This is a genomic window from Streptomyces sp. NPDC088097 (assembly GCF_044741845.1).
Taxonomy (GTDB): Bacteria; Actinomycetota; Actinomycetes; order Streptomycetales; family Streptomycetaceae; genus Streptomyces.
The window spans coordinates 267,276-284,593 of the sequence record NZ_JBIUTJ010000003.1; the positions used below are offsets into that span (position 1 = coordinate 267,276).

18 protein-coding genes are annotated in these 17,318 nt (G+C 74.2%); 8 read left to right on the forward strand and 10 right to left on the reverse strand.

The window, feature by feature from the left end; translation table 11 throughout:
- Positions 1-70 precede the first annotated feature (70 nt).
- The 3 genes from ACIOD1_RS11215 (at position 71) to recQ (ending at position 4,003) form a co-directional block, all read left to right on the forward strand.
- On the forward strand, positions 71-1,120 hold the full coding sequence (locus ACIOD1_RS11215) for a zinc-dependent alcohol dehydrogenase family protein (RefSeq protein ID WP_401901630.1): 1,050 nt from the start codon (positions 71-73) through the stop codon (positions 1,118-1,120).
- 404 nt (positions 1,121-1,524) lie between these two features.
- Complete coding sequence (locus tag ACIOD1_RS11220) at positions 1,525-1,905, forward strand: subtilase-type protease inhibitor (protein ID WP_401901632.1); 381 nt, start codon at positions 1,525-1,527, stop codon at positions 1,903-1,905.
- An 82-nt stretch (positions 1,906-1,987) separates the two neighbouring features.
- Positions 1,988-4,003, forward strand: a complete 2,016-nt coding sequence (gene recQ, locus ACIOD1_RS11225; RefSeq protein ID WP_401901634.1) for a DNA helicase RecQ — start codon at positions 1,988-1,990, stop codon at positions 4,001-4,003.
- 27 nt (positions 4,004-4,030) lie between these two features.
- On the opposite strand, the gene ACIOD1_RS11230 is transcribed toward recQ, so the two are convergent.
- Together ACIOD1_RS11230 and ACIOD1_RS11235 are read right to left on the reverse strand one after the other, a co-directional pair.
- The gene (locus ACIOD1_RS11230; protein WP_401901636.1) at positions 4,031-4,897 is read right to left on the reverse strand and encodes an alpha/beta fold hydrolase; all 867 of its coding nucleotides are present in this window, start codon (positions 4,895-4,897) and stop codon (positions 4,031-4,033) included.
- A 40-nt stretch (positions 4,898-4,937) separates the two neighbouring features.
- Positions 4,938-6,074, reverse strand: coding sequence for a DUF2330 domain-containing protein (locus tag ACIOD1_RS11235; protein WP_401901637.1), 1,137 nt, complete (start codon positions 6,072-6,074; stop codon positions 4,938-4,940).
- A gap of 185 nt (positions 6,075-6,259) precedes the next feature.
- Between ACIOD1_RS11235 and ACIOD1_RS11240 the strand changes: the two genes are divergently transcribed.
- Positions 6,260-7,384 (forward strand): TauD/TfdA family dioxygenase, encoded by a 1,125-nt coding sequence (locus ACIOD1_RS11240; RefSeq protein WP_401901639.1) that lies wholly within the window; start codon positions 6,260-6,262, stop codon positions 7,382-7,384.
- Positions 7,381-7,974: a phosphonate degradation HD-domain oxygenase gene (locus tag ACIOD1_RS11245; protein ID WP_401901641.1), complete on the forward strand. Its 594-nt coding sequence runs from the start codon at positions 7,381-7,383 to the stop codon at positions 7,972-7,974. The genes ACIOD1_RS11240 and ACIOD1_RS11245 overlap by 4 nt, the downstream gene beginning before the upstream one ends.
- On the opposite strand, the gene ACIOD1_RS11250 is transcribed toward ACIOD1_RS11245, so the two are convergent.
- The gene (locus tag ACIOD1_RS11250) at positions 7,940-8,407 is read right to left on the reverse strand and encodes a GNAT family N-acetyltransferase (RefSeq protein ID WP_401902329.1); all 468 of its coding nucleotides are present in this window, start codon (positions 8,405-8,407) and stop codon (positions 7,940-7,942) included. The two genes, ACIOD1_RS11245 and ACIOD1_RS11250, sit on opposite strands and share 35 nt — an antisense overlap.
- A gap of 103 nt (positions 8,408-8,510) precedes the next feature.
- Entirely contained in the window at positions 8,511-9,323 is an 813-nt protein-coding gene (locus ACIOD1_RS11255) for a GntR family transcriptional regulator (RefSeq protein ID WP_401901643.1), read from the reverse strand.
- Positions 9,324-9,403: 80 nt separating this feature from the next.
- Here ACIOD1_RS11255 and ACIOD1_RS11260 point away from each other — a divergent pair, with 80 nt between their 5' ends.
- Positions 9,404-9,883: a hypothetical protein gene (locus ACIOD1_RS11260; protein WP_401901645.1), complete on the forward strand. Its 480-nt coding sequence runs from the start codon at positions 9,404-9,406 to the stop codon at positions 9,881-9,883.
- Here the strand turns inward: ACIOD1_RS11260 and ACIOD1_RS11265 are convergent.
- From ACIOD1_RS11265 to ACIOD1_RS11285, 5 genes are read right to left on the reverse strand one after another with little or no spacing between them, the layout of a single operon-like run.
- Entirely contained in the window at positions 9,841-10,572 is a 732-nt protein-coding gene (locus ACIOD1_RS11265; RefSeq protein WP_365612191.1) for an HAD family phosphatase, read from the reverse strand. The genes ACIOD1_RS11260 and ACIOD1_RS11265 overlap by 43 nt on opposite strands.
- Positions 10,569-11,663 carry an ABC transporter ATP-binding protein gene (locus ACIOD1_RS11270; protein ID WP_401901647.1) on the reverse strand — a complete coding sequence of 365 codons (1,095 nt, stop codon included), beginning with the start codon at positions 11,661-11,663 and terminating at the stop codon, positions 10,569-10,571. Before ACIOD1_RS11270 ends, ACIOD1_RS11265 begins: the two co-directional genes overlap by 4 nt.
- Before the next feature lie 5 nt (positions 11,664-11,668).
- Positions 11,669-12,583: an ABC transporter permease gene (locus tag ACIOD1_RS11275; RefSeq protein WP_401901649.1), complete on the reverse strand. Its 915-nt coding sequence runs from the start codon at positions 12,581-12,583 to the stop codon at positions 11,669-11,671.
- Positions 12,571-13,476: an ABC transporter permease gene (locus ACIOD1_RS11280; protein ID WP_401901651.1), complete on the reverse strand. Its 906-nt coding sequence runs from the start codon at positions 13,474-13,476 to the stop codon at positions 12,571-12,573. The genes ACIOD1_RS11275 and ACIOD1_RS11280 overlap by 13 nt, the downstream gene beginning before the upstream one ends.
- Positions 13,476-14,645 (reverse strand): ABC transporter substrate-binding protein, encoded by a 1,170-nt coding sequence (locus ACIOD1_RS11285; protein WP_401901653.1) that lies wholly within the window; start codon positions 14,643-14,645, stop codon positions 13,476-13,478. Before ACIOD1_RS11285 ends, ACIOD1_RS11280 begins: the two co-directional genes overlap by 1 nt.
- Positions 14,646-14,854: 209 nt before the next feature.
- On the opposite strand from ACIOD1_RS11285, the gene ACIOD1_RS11290 reads away from it, so the two are divergent.
- Positions 14,855-15,607 carry a GntR family transcriptional regulator gene (locus tag ACIOD1_RS11290; protein ID WP_401901655.1) on the forward strand — a complete coding sequence of 251 codons (753 nt, stop codon included), beginning with the start codon at positions 14,855-14,857 and terminating at the stop codon, positions 15,605-15,607.
- 9 nt (positions 15,608-15,616) lie between these two features.
- Here the strand turns inward: ACIOD1_RS11290 and ACIOD1_RS11295 are convergent, their stop codons facing one another.
- Entirely contained in the window at positions 15,617-16,093 is a 477-nt protein-coding gene (locus ACIOD1_RS11295) for a DUF3224 domain-containing protein (protein WP_365612176.1), read from the reverse strand.
- Between the two features lie 129 nt (positions 16,094-16,222).
- Here ACIOD1_RS11295 and ACIOD1_RS11300 point away from each other — a divergent pair, with 129 nt between their 5' ends.
- Positions 16,223-17,224 (forward strand): helix-turn-helix transcriptional regulator, encoded by a 1,002-nt coding sequence (locus ACIOD1_RS11300; protein WP_401902330.1) that lies wholly within the window; start codon positions 16,223-16,225, stop codon positions 17,222-17,224.
- Positions 17,225-17,318: the final 94 nt, after the last annotated feature.

Sequence of the window (17,318 nt, forward strand, 5' to 3'; positions counted from 1 at the left end):
ACCACCGACTCCGCATCCCGGCGGGCCCGGGCCGGTAGCGTGCGGGGAAGTCGAGTGGAGGGCGGATTCCGTGCGCGCGGTGGTCTTCGAACGGTACGGGGAGCGGGCCGAGGTACGGGAGGTGCCGGACCCGGTACCGGACCCGGACGGGGTGGTGGTCCGCGTCGAGGCGACGGGACTGTGCCGCAGCGACTGGCACGGCTGGATGGGGCACGACCCCGACATCGTCCTCCCCCACGTCCCCGGGCACGAACTGGCCGGGGTGGTCGAGGCGGTGGGCTCCGGCGTACGGGGTTGGCGGGTCGGGGACCGGGTGACGGCGCCGTTCGTGTGCGCGTGCGGGCGCTGCGCCGACTGCGCGGCGGGCCGGCAGCAGGTGTGCGCCCGTCAGACGCAGCCCGGCTTCACCCACTGGGGCTCCTTCGCCGAGTACGTGGCCCTGGACCGGGCCGACGTGAACCTGGTGGCGGTGCCCGAGGAGCTCTCGTACGCGACGGCCGCCTCGCTGGGCTGCCGCTTCGCTACGGCCTTCCGGGCGGTGGTGGACCGGGGTCGGGTCGCGGCGGGCGAATGGGTGGCCGTCCACGGCTGCGGCGGGGTCGGCCTGTCCGCGGTGATGATCGCCGTCGCGGCGGGGGCGCGGGTCGTCGCCGTGGACACCTCCCGGGCCGCGCTGGAACTGGCGAGGTCCTTCGGGGCGATGCACGGAGTGGACCCCGCCGCGGCCGGCCCCGGGGGCACGGAGGCCGCGGTGCGGGAGCTGACCGGCGGCGGCGCACACCTCTCGCTGGACGCCCTGGGCTCCCCCGTGACGGCGGCCGCCTCGGTGTCGGGGCTCCGCCGCCTGGGGCGGCACGTACAGGTCGGGCTGCTCCCGGCGGCGGCCGGGCCCGCGGCGCTGCCGATGGACCGGGTGATCGGCTGGGAGCTGGAGGTGCTGGGCAGCCACGGGATGGCCGCCCACGCCTATCCCCCGATGCTGGAGCTGGTCCGCTCGGGGGCGCTGCGGCCGGACCTGCTGGTCACCTCGTCGATCCCGTTGGACGCCGCCCCGGCCGCCCTCGCCGCGATGGGCTCGGCGGCGGGGCGCGGGGTGACGGTGATCCTGCCGCGCGGCTGAGCGGGTCGGGGCCCGGGCGGGCTCCGGGGTGGGGCTCCCGATCGGGGGCGCGGGACCGCTCGATCCGGCCAGACCGAATGACCGTTCGGTGAACCGCGAGCGGCCGTCACCAGGGCGGGAGGTGTGGGAGGGCGGGTCGGGACGGTCGTCGGGACGGGCGAAGGAGCGCCCCGGCAGGGGCGGACACCCCGCGCGAGCTGCGCGAACCCTCCCCCGAAGTCCGCTATCCGAACGGACTGTCCGTAAATCGACCACGCATGTGCGTCGAACCTTTGGATCAGCAAGACTCGACCTCGTTCAGGCACCACATAAAAGATGTTGTGCCCTCAATGACCTTTGAATCGAAAGCGAGTCTCGTCGTGCGTTACCGCTTAGCCGCTGCCTCTTCCGCCGCCCTCCTCTGCGTGGCCGGTGCCACGGGCATCGCGGAGGCCCGGCCCTCGACCCTGTACGCCCCGTCCGCGATGGTCTTCACCATCACCCAGGGCGGCCAGGTGTCCACCGGCACCGTCCTGCGGGCCTCCGTCCTCAGCTGCGCCCCGACCGCCCAGGGGACCCACCCGTCCCCCGAGGCGGCGTGCGCCGCCCTCGCCACCACGGGCGGCGAGTTCAACCGCCTGCTGGCCGCCCCCGACCCGGACCGGGCCTGCCCGATGCACTACGACCCCGTCACCGTCACCGCGGACGGCACCTGGCGCGGCAGCCGCGTCGCCTGGAAGCACACGTTCTCCAACGCGTGCGCCATGTCGGCGACCCTGAACGGCAACGCGGTCTACGCGTTCTGACCACGGCCGCCGGCCCGGACGGTCGTCCACAGGTTCGCGGGGATGGGACCGGGGTGTCGGCGGGTGACGTTAGGCTGCCCGGATGGCACTTCCGGACACTTCCCCCGATACCCCTGCCGCCCTCCAGGTGCTGCACCGCGTCTTCGGCTACGACTCCTTCCGCGGCGAGCAGCAGGAGATCATCGAGCAGGTCGTCGGGGGCGGTGACGCCCTCGTCCTGATGCCGACGGGCGGCGGCAAGTCGCTCTGCTACCAGATCCCGGCGCTCGTCAGAGAAGGCACGGGCGTCGTGATCTCGCCGCTCATCGCGCTGATGCAGGACCAGGTCAACGCGCTGACGGCGCTCGGGGTGCGGGCCGGATTCCTCAATTCGACGCAGGAGGGGCACGAGCGCCAGGCCGTCGAGCGGGCCTTCCTCGCCGACGAGCTGGACCTCCTCTACCTGGCTCCCGAGCGGCTGCGCGGCGAGGGCACGCAGCGGCTCCTCGACCGGGGCAAGGTCTCGCTCTTCGCGATCGACGAGGCACACTGCGTCGCCCAGTGGGGGCACGACTTCCGCCCCGACTACCTCGCACTGTCCATGCTGCACGAGCGCTGGCCGAAGGTGCCCAGGATCGCGCTGACGGCGACGGCCACCCCGGCCACGCACGCCGAGATCACGACCCGGCTCGGCCTGGACGAAGCCCGCCACTTCGTCGCCGGCTTCGACCGGCCGAACATCCAGTACCGCGTCGTCCCCAAGGACAGCCCGCTCAAGCAGCTGCTGGAGCTGATCCGTACCGAACACGACGGGGACGCGGGAGTCGTCTACTGCCTCTCGCGCGCCTCCGTGGAGAAGACCGCGGCGTTCCTGGTGGAACAGGGCATCGACGCCGTGGCCTACCACGCCGGCATGGACGCCCGGACGCGTGCGGAGAACCAGGCGCGGTTCCTGCGGGAGGACGCGGTCGTGGTCGTGGCCACGATCGCCTTCGGCATGGGCATCGACAAGCCGGACGTCCGCTTCGTCGCCCACCTCGACCTGCCGAAGTCCGTGGAGGGCTACTACCAGGAGACCGGTCGCGCCGGCCGCGACGGCGAGCCGGCCACGGCGTGGCTGGCGTACGGCCTCCAGGACGTGGTGCAGCAGCGCAAGCTCATCGACGGCTCCGAGGGCGACGATGCGCACCGCCGCTCCCTGGGCATGCACCTGGACGCCATGCTCGCCCTGTGCGAGACGGTGACCTGCCGGCGCGTACGACTGCTGGAGTACTTCGGGCAGTCGGGCGAGCCGTGCGGCAACTGCGACACGTGCCTGACCCCGGCCGAGTCCTGGGACGGGACGGTCGCCGCCCAGAAGCTGCTGTCCACCGTCTGGAGGCTGGCGAAGGAACGGCGCCAGAAGTTCGGCGCCGGCCAGATCATCGACATCCTCCAGGGCAAGAAGACCGCGAAGGTCATCCAGTTCGACCACGACGGGCTCTCGGTGTTCGGCGTGGGCGCGGACCTGAGCACCGCCGAGTGGCGCGGGATCGTGCGCCAGCTGCTGGCCCAGCGACTGCTGGCGGTGGAGGGCGAGTACGGGACCCTGGTGCTGACGGAGGCCAGCGGCGAGGTCCTGGGAGGGGGCCGCAGCGTCTCGATGCGCAAGGAGAAGGCCGCCGCCCGTCCGGCGCGCAAGGAATCCTCCTCGCGCTCCGGCAAGGGCGCCCGCGTGCCCGTCGACCTGCCGGCCGGGGCCGAGCCGATCTTCATGGCCCTGCGCGCCTGGCGGGCCGAGACGGCGCGGGAGCAGGGCGTACCGGCGTACGTCGTCTTCCACGACGCCACCCTGCGCGAGATCGCGACCCGGCTGCCCACCACCGTGGAGGAGCTGGGCACCGTCGGCGGAGTGGGCGAGGCCAAGCTCACCAAGTACGCCGAAGGCGTCCTCGCCACCCTGGCGAACCGCGACCCGGCCGATTCCCCGGCCACTTCCGCCCCGGCCACTTCCGCCCCGTCCACTGCCCCCGCCCCGTCCGCCGCTCCGGCCCCGTCGGCCCACCCCGCCCCCCGCGACGCCGACGAGCCCCCGTTCGACGAGGACGAGACGGAGCCGCCGTGGGACGACTGGGAGTGACGGCTCCCCCGGTCCGGGCGTGCGGCGCTACCGCGCGGACACGCCCCCGGGGCGGGACGGGAAGCTCGCGAGGGCTTCGGTGAAGAGGGTGGGGTCGTCGAGCCAGGGGTAGTGGCCGGCCCCGGGCTGCACGAGGAGTTCCGCGTGCGGGAAGAGCCCCGCGTACGTGGCCATCGCCCGCGGCGGGGCCGACACGTCCACCTCTCCCGCCAGGAGCAGGACCGGGACCTCCAGGGTGGCGAGCGCCGCGCGGGTGGCCTCCGGGTCGAAGGCGCCCTCGGAGCCGTAGGCACCCGCGGCCTCCTGGTTGCGCTGTCCGGCCGAGGCGGCCTGGTGGGCGCGCGCCGCGTCGTCCCAACGCCCGTACGTGAAGGGCAGGACGGCCTCCCACACCTGCGGCCTGCCCCGGCCGGCGACGACCGCTTCCAGGGCCGCGTACGCCTCGGGGAACCACGGCTCGTCCCGTCGGGCCCGGACGGTCTCCAGCCGGAGCGGCCCGGTGATCTCGACGCCGACGGCGAACACGCTCGGCGTGATCAGCGCGAGGCTGCCCACCCGAGTCGGGTGGGCGGCGGCGTACAGGACCGCGAGGTTGGCTCCGGCCGAGTGCGCCAACAGGTCGACCGTGTCCAGGCCCAGGTGCTCGCGCAGGGCCTCCACGTCGTCGACGAGCCGGTCGCAGCGGTAGGTGGCGCCGTCCCGGGGCACGGCCGAGGCACCCGTGCCCCGGAGGTCGAGGGTGACCAGGCGCCGGTGCGCGGCCAGCCCGCCGAGGTCTCCGAGGTAGGCGGAGTCCTGCATCGGACCGCCGGGGAGGCAGAGGAGCGGGGCGCCGTCGCCGCCGGAGTCGCGGTAGGCGAGCGTGGTGCCGTCGTGGGCGGTGAGGTGGGGCATGGGTGCACCCTCTCAGCCGTCGGGCGCTCGCCCCAACCCTTTAGATCGCCCCGCCCACCTGGCTCGCCCCGCCCACACCCGGGTGCGCGGTGCGGCGCCGGCGCCGGCGCGGGACCCATACGGCCAGGGCGGCGGCGACGGCCACCAGGGCGCCGCCGCCGACCGTCAGCAGCCAGACGGGGACGCCGCCGCCCACGGTGAGGAGTTCCCGGTGGTGGATGACCCGCCGGTAGGGGGTGTCGGCGGCGGCGCGCAGCTCGTGGTCCCCGTCGATGCGGGACGGCTCGGGGAAGCGCTGCTCGATCGCGGTCAGGAACACTGGGCGGTCCCCTGCGAGTTCGGCGGTCGCCCCCTCGGGCTCCACCCGGCCGGCGAAGGTCACCTCGGGAATGTTCCCGCCGATCGGGGAGACGGGCTCCATGCGGTGGTCGGCCAGTACGTAGAGGCCGAGGGACTGCGGGGTGCGGGCCAGGCGGGACAGGCGCATGGGGTAGACGAGCCGGGCGCTGTCGAAGCGGATGCGCAGGGGTTCCAGCTCGCCGCGCAGCGGCGCGCCCCCTTCCCGGGGAACGAGCCGGACGGCGACGTACTCCCACGCGCGGTCCACGTAGGGCCCCAGTTCGGTGGCGAGCCGCTCGGGCAGCTTGAAGCCGTTGGCCTCCAGCCAGGTGCGCAGGGCGTCGGGGTCGGTGGCCGTCAGTCGGGCCACGTCGAAGTCGCCGAGGCGTTCGCGACCGATGACGCCGACCCGGGGCGCACCCGCGCCGGGCAGGGCGGCGCCGACGCTGTCGCGGCCGCCGGAGGAGAAGGGCCAGTCGCCGGCGCCGGGCCAGAAGTGGGTGTCCGTGCGGTGCTCGGGCCGGGTGAGGGCGTCCAGTTCGGGGAAGAGGTCCGGGTCGCCCAGGCTGACGTCCGCCCGGCTCGGCACCGGCATGATCCAGGCGGCGCGCCGGGCGTCACCGCCGACGGTGAACCGCATCACGATCTCCTCGCTGCGGCCGTCCCAGCGCACCACGGACACCTCCCGGTCCACTCCGATCCGGGAGGTCCCGTCGGGGACCATCGCCCCGCAGCCACAGGCGTACGCGGGGCTGATCAGGGAGCCCAGTTGGAGGGCGAGCAGGGCGCAGAGCAGGGCCCAGATCCTGCGGACGTTCGTTCTCGGCTTCGTCGACACGGGGAGTCAGACGAGGACGGGCGGGATCCGGTTCCGGTCACCTCCGCGTCACCTCGCGGCCACGCGGGGCTGTCAGCATGCCGGCGGAGCAGAGTTGTACATACAACTTTGACACCTTGCTTCGACGATCCCCCTCCTGGCCCGCTCACCCACCGCCCCACCCGACGACGGGAGCCCCGGTACCGATGTCCTCGACCGCGATCACCGATTCGCCCGCGCCCTGGCTGCGCGACAACTGTCCCTGCGCCGCGTGCCGCGATCCGCGCACCGGCCAGAAGCTCTTCCAGATCACCGACCTGCCGGCCGACCTGACGCTCGGCGCCGTCCGCGAGGTCCCCGCCGCCGACGGGGGGTCCGCGACGCACTGGGAGGTGCGCTGGGAGCCCGACGGGCACCGTTCGCTCTACCCGGCCGCCTGGCTCGCCGCCCACGCCCCCGCGACCTCGTACGCGGCCGGAGGCGACGGACGCACCGAGGCGGAGAAGGAGTTGTGGGCCGCCGCCGACCTGGCCGGACGGCTCCCGGAGGCCGGCTGGGACGCCTACATCGGGGATCGCGAGGTGCGCGCCCGCGCCCTGGAGGCCGTCGGCTCGCTCGGCTTCTTCCTGCTGCGCGACGTGCCCTGCCGGGACCGGATGGTGCTCGACGTCGCGGAGACCTTCGGCTTCGTGCGCCGCACCAACTACGGGGAGCTGTTCGAGGTGCGGGTCGAGGCCGACCCGAACAACCTGGCCTTCACCGGCGCCCTGATCACCCCGCACACCGACAACCCCTACCGGGACCCGGTGCCCACCGTGCAGTTGCTGCACTGCCTGCGCAACGAGGCCGTGGGCGGGGACTCCGGGCTGGTGGACGGCTTCCACGCGGCCGCCCTGCTGCGCTCCGAGGACCGGCGGGCCTTCGAGACCCTGACCCGTGTCCCCGTCGAGTTCGCCTTCAGCGACGCGCGGACCGAGCTGCGCGCCGAACGGCCGCTGATCGAGGTCGACCCGCTCGGACGGATCCGCGGGATCCGGTTCAACAACCGCTCCCTGGCCGCGCTGCGCGCGAGCGCCCCGGTCGTGGAGGAGTTCTACGCCGCCTACCGGGCGTTCGGCGAGCTGCTGCTGCGGCCCGAGCTGCGCCTGGACTTCCGGCTGACCCCCGGTGACTGCCTGGTCTTCGACAACACCCGGCTGTTGCACGCCCGTACGGCCTTCTCCGAGTCCGGCGGCCGCCACCTCCAGGGGGCGTACGCCGACCTGGACGGGCTGGCCTCCACCCTCGCCGTACTGCGCCGCGCCGGGCGGGGCGAGGGGGCGCAGGCGTGAGCGCCGACGCCGACCTTCGGCCCCTGGACCTGCTCGCCGAGCTGTTCGCGGGAGAGGGCTCCGCCGAGTACCTGGGCGAGGCCGTCACGCAGGCCGAGCACATGCTCCAGGCGGGCGCCCTCGCCGAGGCGGCCGGCGCCCCCGACCACCTGGTGGCCGCCGCCCTGCTGCACGACATCGGCCACTTCCACGGGACGGTGACCGGCCGCGACCTGATGGAGGGCGGCCTGGACAACCGGCACAGCCACACGGGGGCCGACTGGCTGGCGCGCTGGTTCGGACCGGCGGTGACCGGGCCCGTCCGGCTGCACGTGGCCGCGAAGCGGTACCTGTGCGCGGCCGAGCCCGGCTACTTCGCCCTGCTGTCCGAGGCCTCGGTGCACACCCTGGGCGTCCAGGGCGGCCCGATGACGGCGGAGCAGGCGCGGGCCTTCGAGGGGCTGCCGGGGGCCGCCGACGCGGTGGCCGTCCGGCGTTGGGACGAGCGGGCCAAGGACCCGGAGTTCACGACCCCGGATTTCGGGCACTTCCGGCCGGTGCTGGAGCGCCTCCTGCTCAGGGCTCCGAGCGGGCCGGCGGGCGCGCCATGAAGACGTCGACGGGGTCCTCGGTCTCCATGACGAAGCCGTAGCGTTCGTAGAGCCGGCGGGCGGAACTGCCCCGCAGGACGTTCAGGGCGACGGTCACGCCCTGCTCGTCGGTCCGTCCCAGCACCGCGCGCAGGACGGCGGACCCGAGACCTCGGCCCTGGTGGCGCGGGGCGAGGTAGAAGTGCTCCAGCCAGTGCCTGCCGTCGGCGGGGCGGACCGTGACGCATCCCGCGGTCTCCCCGTCGACCTCGATGATCGACGTGTGCCGCGGGGAGAACGCGTCCCGCAGCCGCTGTCGCACCCGGTGCTCGTCGTAGCGCCCGAGGCGTTCCAGATCGGCGCGCATGACCGTGGCGCGCAGCTCCGCGATCGTCTCGACGTCCGCCGGCGCCGCCGGGCGCAGCGTCCACCGGCCGGTGTTCCCCATGGTCATCCGCTTCACGTCCCCTCCACGGGGCGGAGTATGCCAACCGCTCCGCGCGCGGGTGCGGGCGGGTTGGGATCGGCGGACCGCCGGCGTCAACCGACCGCCGGATTCAGCGGACCGCCGGGTCGGGCGGTCCGAGGCGGCGGCCCAGCGCGCCGGTCGCCGTGGAGTGGGCGGTGAAGGCCACCGTCCCCGGCAGGTAGCGGTCCTGGGACCACTCCACGGGGCTGCCCGTCGGATCGGTGGCGCGGCGGCGCTCCCGCAGCAGCGGCGCCCCCTGCGGGCAGCCGAGCAGGGTCGCGTCCCGTGCGTCGGCCAAGGCGATGTCGATGGTGTGGTGGGCGTCGGTGAAGAGGACCCCGTGCCGGGCCAGTTCCTCGGAGTAGGAGACCGTGTCCGCCGGCATCGCCGCCACCAGGGCGCCGACCGCGTCCGGATAGGTGGTCCGCTCGACCATCACGGGCCTGCCCGACAGGGTCCGCACCCGCAGCACCCGGTAGACGGGCGCGCCGGGCCCGATCCGCAGCTCCGCCGCCTCCTCGGGGTCCGCCGCACCCGGCTCGACGTGGACGGTGCGCCCGCCCGGGTCCTCCCCGAGCGAGCGCGCCCAGCGGGTGAAGCTCCGCAGCTCGGTGGCGTCCCGGCGCTCCCCGGGGCCCGCGAGGACGACCCTGCGGGTGCCGCGGCGCGAGGTGACGAGGCCGTCGGCGCGCAGCGCGGCGAGGGCCTGGCGGACGGTGCCCCGGGAGACGGTGTAGCGGCGGGCGAGTTCGTCCTCGGCGGGGAGACGGGCCCCGGAGCCGTACTCCCCCGCGCCGATGGCGGTGCGCAGGTCCGCCGCGACCGCGAGGTAGAGGGGGGTCCGGCCGCCCGCCGGCCGCTGCGGCCGGGCCGGTGGACCGGCCGCTGGTGGCTGGTTCACGGGGCCCAGCCTGCCATGCGGATGAGGCGGTCGGACGCCCGCCTGGACCCGATGTCCGCGGCCTCGCATAGTTTGGCCCCATGAGAGGGACGGACAGACCGCGCAGCAGCCCGCTGGTGCCCGACGCCGTGGCCGCCGAGATCGCGCGGCACGACTGGGCGGCCGGCGTGTGTGGCTGCGGGCGCTCGGCGGGGCATCTCGCCGACATGGTGTGGGACGTGGCCGAGGGACATCCGGCCGCCTTCCACGCGTTGCAGGGGCACGTGTTCACCGGGACCCGGTTGTGGCCGCCCGCCCCGGCCGCCGGGGCGGTGCTGATGGCCGTGTGGTCGGCCGGGCCGCCCCGGTTGGCGACCCGTGAGGCGCTGCTGTGGACGCTGCTGTCGCTGCTCAGCGCCGAGGACGACGGGGACGCGTACGGGGCCGGCCTGTACGGGCAGGTCGCCGCCCACGTACGGGGCGGCCTGCCGCTGCTGGTGTCGTTGCTGGAGGCAGGGCCGGGCTCGGTGTCGGGCGCCTACGCGGAGGGCATCCTGGAGCTGCTCGTCCTGTCGACCTGATCGCGGTCCGGGCCGGCCCCCTGCCCGGCGTCCAGGCAGTCGCGCAGGAACTCCGGGGTGACGTCCTCCAGGGAGGCGGCGAAGGTGCGCGCCGGCGAGCGCGGTACGTCCAGCAGCGAGGGCACCACGAGGAGCGCGCAGCCGGCGGCCTCGGCCGAGGCGGCGCCGTCCGGGGAGTCCTCCACGGCGACGCACCGCTCGGGGGCGAACCCGAGCCGGCCGGCGGCCTCGCGGTAGGGGTCGGGGTGCGGCTTGGTCCGTACGGTGTCGTCGGCGGACAGGGTGAAGGCGAAGGGGACGTGCGCGAGGGCGCCCCCGACCACCTGGTCCACGATCACCCGGGGCGAGGCGCTGACCAGGGCGAAGGGGACCCCCTCGGCCTCCAGGGCGGTCAGCAGGAGCTGGGCTCCGGGGCGGATCGGGGCGCCCTGGGCGACCCGGCGGTGGAAGCCCTCGGTGAGTTCGGCGCCCACCGCCGCGGGCTCCCCGCGCCCGGTGACCCGTACGAGGTGGGCGGCGGTGTCGCGGACGGCCCGGCCGACGACCTCGGGGGCGTCGGCCGGACCGAGGGCGTGGCCGAGGCGGGCCGCGGTCTCGGCGGTGGCCTCCCACCACAGGGTCTCGGTGTCGACGAGGGTGCCGTCCATGTCGAAGAGGACGGCGCCGAGGCCGGCGGCGGGGGCGCTCACGCGGTCCTCGCCACGACGAGCACGGGCCGCTCGGCGAGGCCGACGGTGGCCCGGGCGCCCGGGGTGAGGGGTCCGGCGTCGCGCGAGGGCAGGTCGGCCTTGACCCGGGTGCCGCCGGGCAGGTCGAGGTGGAGGCGGGTGACGGAGCCGAAGAAGGAAGCCGACACCACGGTGGCGGCGCCCTCCGCGTCGGCGGCCACGGTGAGGTTCTCGGGGCGTACCAGGACCTCGACCTCGGGGGTGGAGGGGACCGGGCCGTCGATGGGCAGCCGGCTGCCGGCGACCTCGACGAGCCCGGAGTCGGCGAGCCGTCCGGGGAGCCGGTTCATGGTGCCGACGAACTCGGCGACGAAGGGGGTCGCGGGCCGCTCGTACAGCTCGGCGGGGGCGGCGCACTGCTCCAGCTTTCCGGCGTTCAGCACGGCGACCCGGTCGGCCATGGACAGGGCCTCCTCCTGGTCGTGGGTGACGAAGACGGTGGTGATGCCCAGGGAGAGCTGGAGGCGGCGGATCTCCTCGCGGAGGTTGGCCCGCACCTTGGCGTCGAGGGCGGAGAGCGGCTCGTCGAGGAGGAGCACGCGCGGGCGCAGGGCGAGCGCGCGGGCGAGGGCGACGCGCTGTTGCTGGCCGCCGGACATCTGGTGCGGGAAGCGGTCCCCGTGGTCGGGCAGGCCGACCAGGTCGAGGAGTTCCGCGGCGCGTTCGCGACGCTGCGCGGCCCCGACCTTGCGCACGCGCAGCCCGAAGGAGACGTTGTCGCGGGCGTTGAGGTTGGGGAAGAGGCTGTACGACTGGAAGACCATGCCGGCGTCGCGGCGGTTGGCCGGGACGCGGGTGATGACCTCGCCGTCGACCAGGACCTCGCCGGCGTCGGGCGTCTCGAAGCCGGCCACCACGCGCAGGGCGGTGGTCTTGCCACAGCCGGACGGGCCGAGGAGGGCGAGGAGTTCGCCGGGCTCGACGGTCAGGTCGAGCCCGTCGAGGGCGATGGTGGAGCCGAAGGCCCGGCGCAGGCCGCGGAATTCGACGCGCGCGCCCGCGGGAGCCTCGGGGTCCGACGGCTTCCGGGCCGCGGGAAGGGTCGTGGACATCTGGGTCAGGACTCCTTGCGGGAGGTGGCGGGGGCGGGGGACACGGTGGAGGGCGTGGTCCCGGCCCGCGAGAGGACGAGCAGCAGCAGCCAGGTGATGAGCAGGCTGAGGATGGAGACGGCCACCGACATGCGGGCCTGGGCGCCGGAGATGGAGACGATCCACACGGCGAAGGGCTGGAAGCCGAGGAGGGAGGCGATGGTGAACTCGCCGAGCACCAGCGCCAGCGTGAGGAAGGCAGCGCCCGCGAGCGAGGCCCGCAGGTTCGGGAGCAGGACGCGCAGGACCACGTACGGCCAGCTCGCACCGCAGCTGCGGGCCGCCTCGACCAGGGTGGGGACGTCGACGGCGCGCAGTCCCGCGTCGAGGGACCGGTAGACGAAGGGCAGTGCGAGGACCGTGTACGCGAGGACCAGGACGATGGGGAGGTCCTCGTTCTGGACGGCGAGGAAGGTCTGGTAGAGCGGGGTCCGCGACAGGTGGTCGGGGCCCCAGCGCAGCACGGTGGTGATCCCGGTGACCAGGGCGATGGGCGGCACCACGAGCGGCAGCATGCACATGACCTCGACCACGGGGCGCAGCCTCGGCGAGCCGACGCGTACGGCGACCAGCGCGGGCACGGCCAGCAGCAGGGACAGCGCGATGGTGGCGGCGGCCAGGCCGAGGGAGAGCAGCAGGCTGCGGGTGAACCCGTCGGCGGCGAGGAGTTCGGTGTACGCCTCGAAGGTGACGCCCTGCCCGGGCACGTGCACGGTGAAGACGAAGGAGGCGAGCAGCGGGAGCAGGAAGTACGCGCCGGCCAGGACGAGTACGGCGCCGCGCCACACCCGGGGGCGGGGCCGGCGGGCCTTGACCGGGGAAGCGGGGACGGCCTCCCGGGCGAGGTCCGCTTCGGGGGCGGTGGGGGTCATCGCAGCCATCGGGCGCTCCGTCGCTGGAGGGGCAGGTAGACCGCCATGACCAGGCCGGCGATCACGATCATGTCGAGGCCGAGGGCGAGGGCCACGTTCTCCTGGCCGGTGAGCACGTTCCCCGAGAGGGCGTCGGCGATCTTCAGCGTGACCAGCGGCACGGAGCCGCCGACGAGGGCCGCGGCGGTCGCGTGGGCGGCGAAGGCGGTGCCGAAGAGCAGGACGAACCCGCCGAGGAGGGAGGGCGCGAGCACCGGCAGGCCGACGTGGCGCCAGAACTGCCAGGTGGTGGCGCCGTTGTTCTGGGCGGCCTCGCGCCACTGGGGGCGCAGTCCGTCCAGGGCCGGGACGATCACGAGCACCATCAGCGGGGTCAGGAAGTAGAGGTAGACCACGCTGAGGCCGGTGAAGGAGTACAGGTCCCAGCCGAGGTCGGTGAGGTCGGCGAGCTGGGTGACGACCCCGGAGATCCCGGCGGTGGCGATGAACGCGAAGGCGAGCGGCACCCCGCCGAAGTTGGCGAGCACGCCCGAGGCGGTCAGCGCCGCCGACCGCAGGGCGGTGGAGCGGGAGGTGACCAGCGCCTGGGCGATCAGGGCGCCGAGCAGTCCGCCGAGCAGTGCGGTCAGGGCGGAGAGCTGGACGCTGCCGACCAGGGAGCCGAGGTAGGGGCCTTGGAGGGAGCGCGCGAGGTGCTCGCCGGTCAGGCTGGTGGCGCCGGTGGCCGGGTCGGTGCGGGTGACCGCCCCGAAGGCGATGGCGCCGAGGGGGATGCCGAAGCAGAGCCCGGTGAAGGCGAGGAGCGGGAGGGCGGCGAGCCAGGTACGGGGGCCGCGCCGCCGGCGGCGCGTGGTGGCGCCGCCGGCGGTCCCCTGCCCGGGGACGGTGGTGGGTGTGGACATCAGCTGAGTGCCTTGTCCCACTTCTCGGCGAGGGTGGCCTTGGCCTTGTCCAGCTCGGCGGAGGCCGGGAAGGACGGGGTGCCCTGGACCTGCGGGAGCTTGGTGACGGCGTCCTTGTCGATGGTGCCGTCCTGCGTCATGACGGGGAGCAGTACGGGGCGGGCGTGGCCCCGCAGCCAGATGTTCTGGCCCTCGGCGCTGTAGAGGAACTCCATCCACAGGCGGGCGGCCGCCGGGTTGGGGGCGTCCTTGTTGATGGCCTGGGAGTAGTACTGGGCGTAGACGCCGTCGGAGGGCACGGAGACCTTCCAGTCGACGCCCTTGCCCTTGAACTGCTCGGCGTAGCCGGCGTTCAGGTAGTCCCAGTCGATCGAGATGGGGGTCTCGCCCTTCTCGACGGTGGCCGGGGTGGACTCGACGGGGATGAGGTTGCCGCTCTTGCGCAGCTGCCCGAAGAAGTCGATGCCGGGCTGGATGTCGGTGAAGGAGCCCTTGTTGGCGAGGGCGGCCGCGTAGACGCCGCCGAAGGCGGAGCCGGACTTGGTCGGGTTGCCGTTGAGGGCGACCTTGCCCTTGTACTCGGGCTTGAGCAGGTCCGCGAAGGTCTGCGGGCAGGTGGGGACGCGGGCGGCGTCGCAGCCGATGGAGACGTAGCCGCCGTAGTCGTTGTACCAGCGTCCGTCGACGTCCTTCTGGGAGGCGGGGATCTTGTCCCAGGCGGTGACCTTGTACGGGGCGAAGAGGTTCTCGGCGGCGCCGCTGCGGGCGAAGGCGATGCCGAGGTCGAGGACGTCGGGGGCGCGCTTCTGTCCCTTGCGGGCCTTCACGGCGGCGATCTCGTCGGAGCTGGAGGCGTCCGGGTTCTCGCTGCCGACCTTGATCTTGGGGTACTTGGCCTGGAAGGCCTTCAGCATCTCGCCGTAGTTCGCCCAGTCCGGCGGCAGCGCGATGACGTTCAGCGTGCCCTCCTTCTCGGCGGCGGCGACGAGGGCGTCCATGCCGCCGAGGTCGGCCACCGAGGTGGCGGTGCCCGGCTGGGCCTTGCCCTTGGCGTCGCCGGTGGCGCCGGCGGGCTTCGGGTCGGGCGCCGCACCACACGCGCCGAGTGTGGTCAGGACGGCGGCGCTGAGCAGTACGGCCGCGCCGCGGCGGGCGGAGGAACTGAGCACGGTCTCTCCCGGAGACGAAGGGGCTTCACTTGTCAGGCATCACTTGTCTGAACAAGTTGGCTCCAGTTCGCCCGGGCCGGCTGTACGGACGATGAACGGGGGCTGGACCGCGGAGCACGGCTCGAAGAAGAGACGAGAATGACCGAAAGAAGTCGTGACAGGAGGGGTCAGAATGATCATCGACGATCCGGCAACGAGGGGGGCAGGGCATGGGTACGGTCCGCTATCTGGAGATCGCGGAGGCGCTGCGCCGGGCGATCGTGTCCGGGGAGTACCCGGTGGGCGCCCGACTGCCCTCGGAGAGCGACCTCGCGACCCGCTGGGCCGCCTCGCGCGGTACGGTCCGCCAGGCGGTGGCCACCCTGGCCGCCGAGGGGCTCATCGGCTCCAGCCAGGGCGCCCGTCGGATCGTGCTGCGCCACGAACGCAGGCACAGTTTCGGAGAGTTGAACAGCTTCGCGCAGTGGGCTGAGGGAGTCGGCCACGAGGTCCGCAGCCGTTTCCTGAGCCGGACCCGCCGGCCGGCCACGGCCGAGGAGGCGGAGCGGCTCGCGCTGGCCCCGGGCGCGGTCGTCCTGGCCGTGCTGCGGCTGCGCCTGCTGGACGGCGAGCCGACGATGGTGGAGCGCACCGCGTACGCCGACTGGGTGGCCGCGGCGGTCGAGGCCATGCCGGAGGACTGCCGTTCGGTCATGGACAGCCTGGCCGCGGACTCCGGGATCGTGGCGCACTACGGGGAGCACCTCATCGACGCGCTCCCGGCCGGCAGCGCGGACGCCCGCCTGCTGGAGATCCGGCGCGGCAGCCCCCTATTGCGCCAACGCCACGTCTCCGCGACCCGGACCGGCCGCCCGATCGAGTGGTCGGACGACCGCTACCGGGCGGGCAGCGTCACTTTCAGTGTGAGCAACTCGGCAGTAGCCACCCCGCTGGAACGCCACCCGGGCGGCGGCGACCGTTGACGGGCGGGGCTACGGCAGTCGGTACGTGAAGGTGTACTCCGCCGAGGTGTCGCCGCGGCGGTGGACGAAGGAGCCGGAGCCCGTGAGGCCGGCCAGGTCGGCGGTGGCCGATCCGGGGACCACCTCGAAGGAGCAGCGGGTGGCGCCGGTGGCGTCGAAGGTGCCGCGTTCCTCCAGGACGAAGCTGCCCTCACGGCCGCCGACGGAGCCCGTGACCAGTTCCATGCCCGTGAAGGCGCCGACGTTCTCCCCCGCGTAGGAGATCGTGTACGCGCACGTCGTCCCGGGCGCGGTGATCACACCGGTGAAGGCGTTCGTGACCGACGCGCAGGCCAGGCGGGGGAAGTCGGCGCCGGCCGGGCCCACCGGCTGCTCCTCCCAGTTCTTGTACGTGAAGTCGCCGGACCCGGACACCGCGCCGGTGGGGGCTTCGTCGGGGGTGGCGGATACGGGCGTGGACGTGGACGTCGATGTGGACGTGGACATGGGGCCTCCTGGTCGGGACGTACGGGGCGCACACCTCGGATGCGGATGACACGGGCGGTGCGGACCGCCTGCGAACAGCCTCTCCGGCCTACCTGACATCTGCTGTCAGGTATGCCGGACAATGACGCCATGCGCGCCGACCGGCTCCTCTCCCTCCTCCTGCTGCTCCAGAACCGCGGCAGGATGACCGCCCCCGAACTCGCCGCCGAACTGGAGGTGTCCGTCCGGACCGTCTACCGCGACATCGACGCCCTCGGCGCCTCCGGAGTGCCCGTCCAGGCCGATCGGGGGCCGGCGGGCGGGTTCCGGCTCGTGGACGGCTACCGCACCCGGCTGACCGGCCTGACCGACGCCCAGGCCGGATCCCTCTTCCTCGCCGGGGCCCCCGGGCCCGCCCATGACCTGGGGCTCGGCGCCGATCTGGCGGCTGCCCAACTGAAGCTGCAGGCCGCCCTCCCCGCCGAACTCGCGGGTCGGGCCAGGCGGATCCAGCAGCGCTTCCACCTCGACGCCCCCGCCTGGTTCCGCGACGCCGACCCCGTGCCGCATCTCGCCCCGATCGCCCGGGCGGTGTGGGACCAACGGATCCTGCGCACCCGCTACCGCCGGTGGACCGGCGAGGTGACCCGCGAGCTGTGGCCGCTCGGCCTCGTCCTCAAGGGCGGCATCTGGTACCTCGTGGGCCGGGCGGTCATGGGCGCCGGGGGGCCGGGGAGCACCGCGGGCGGCGAAGTCCCCGTCCGCACCTACCGGGTGGGGCGGTTCCTCGACGTAGAGACCCTGACCGAGGGCTTCGAGCGCCCGACGGAGTTCGAACTCGCCGCGTACTGGGCGGAGTCAGCCCGCCGCCTGGAGGCGTCCACCCTCCGGCAGACCTCCGTCGTACGCCTCTCCCCGTACGCCCTGCGGCTGTTGCCGATGCGGTTCGGGGCGGCGGGCGTGCGCGCCCTCGCCGAGGCCGGGCCGCCCGACGCCGACGGCTGGGTACGGACGGAACTCGCCGTCGAGTCGGAGTCCGTGGCCGTCGGCGACCTGCTCGCCCTCGGCACGGAGGCCGAGGTCCTCGGCCCGCCGGAACTGCGCCAGGCCCTCACCCTGGCGGTGACGGAACTGGCCGAGCGGTACCGGTGAGAACGGGCTCGCCGCACGGCCCCACGCGCCCGGCTCACGAACCCAACGGCCCGTGCGAACGCCACGCCCCGACCCGCCCCTCCCGCACATCCAC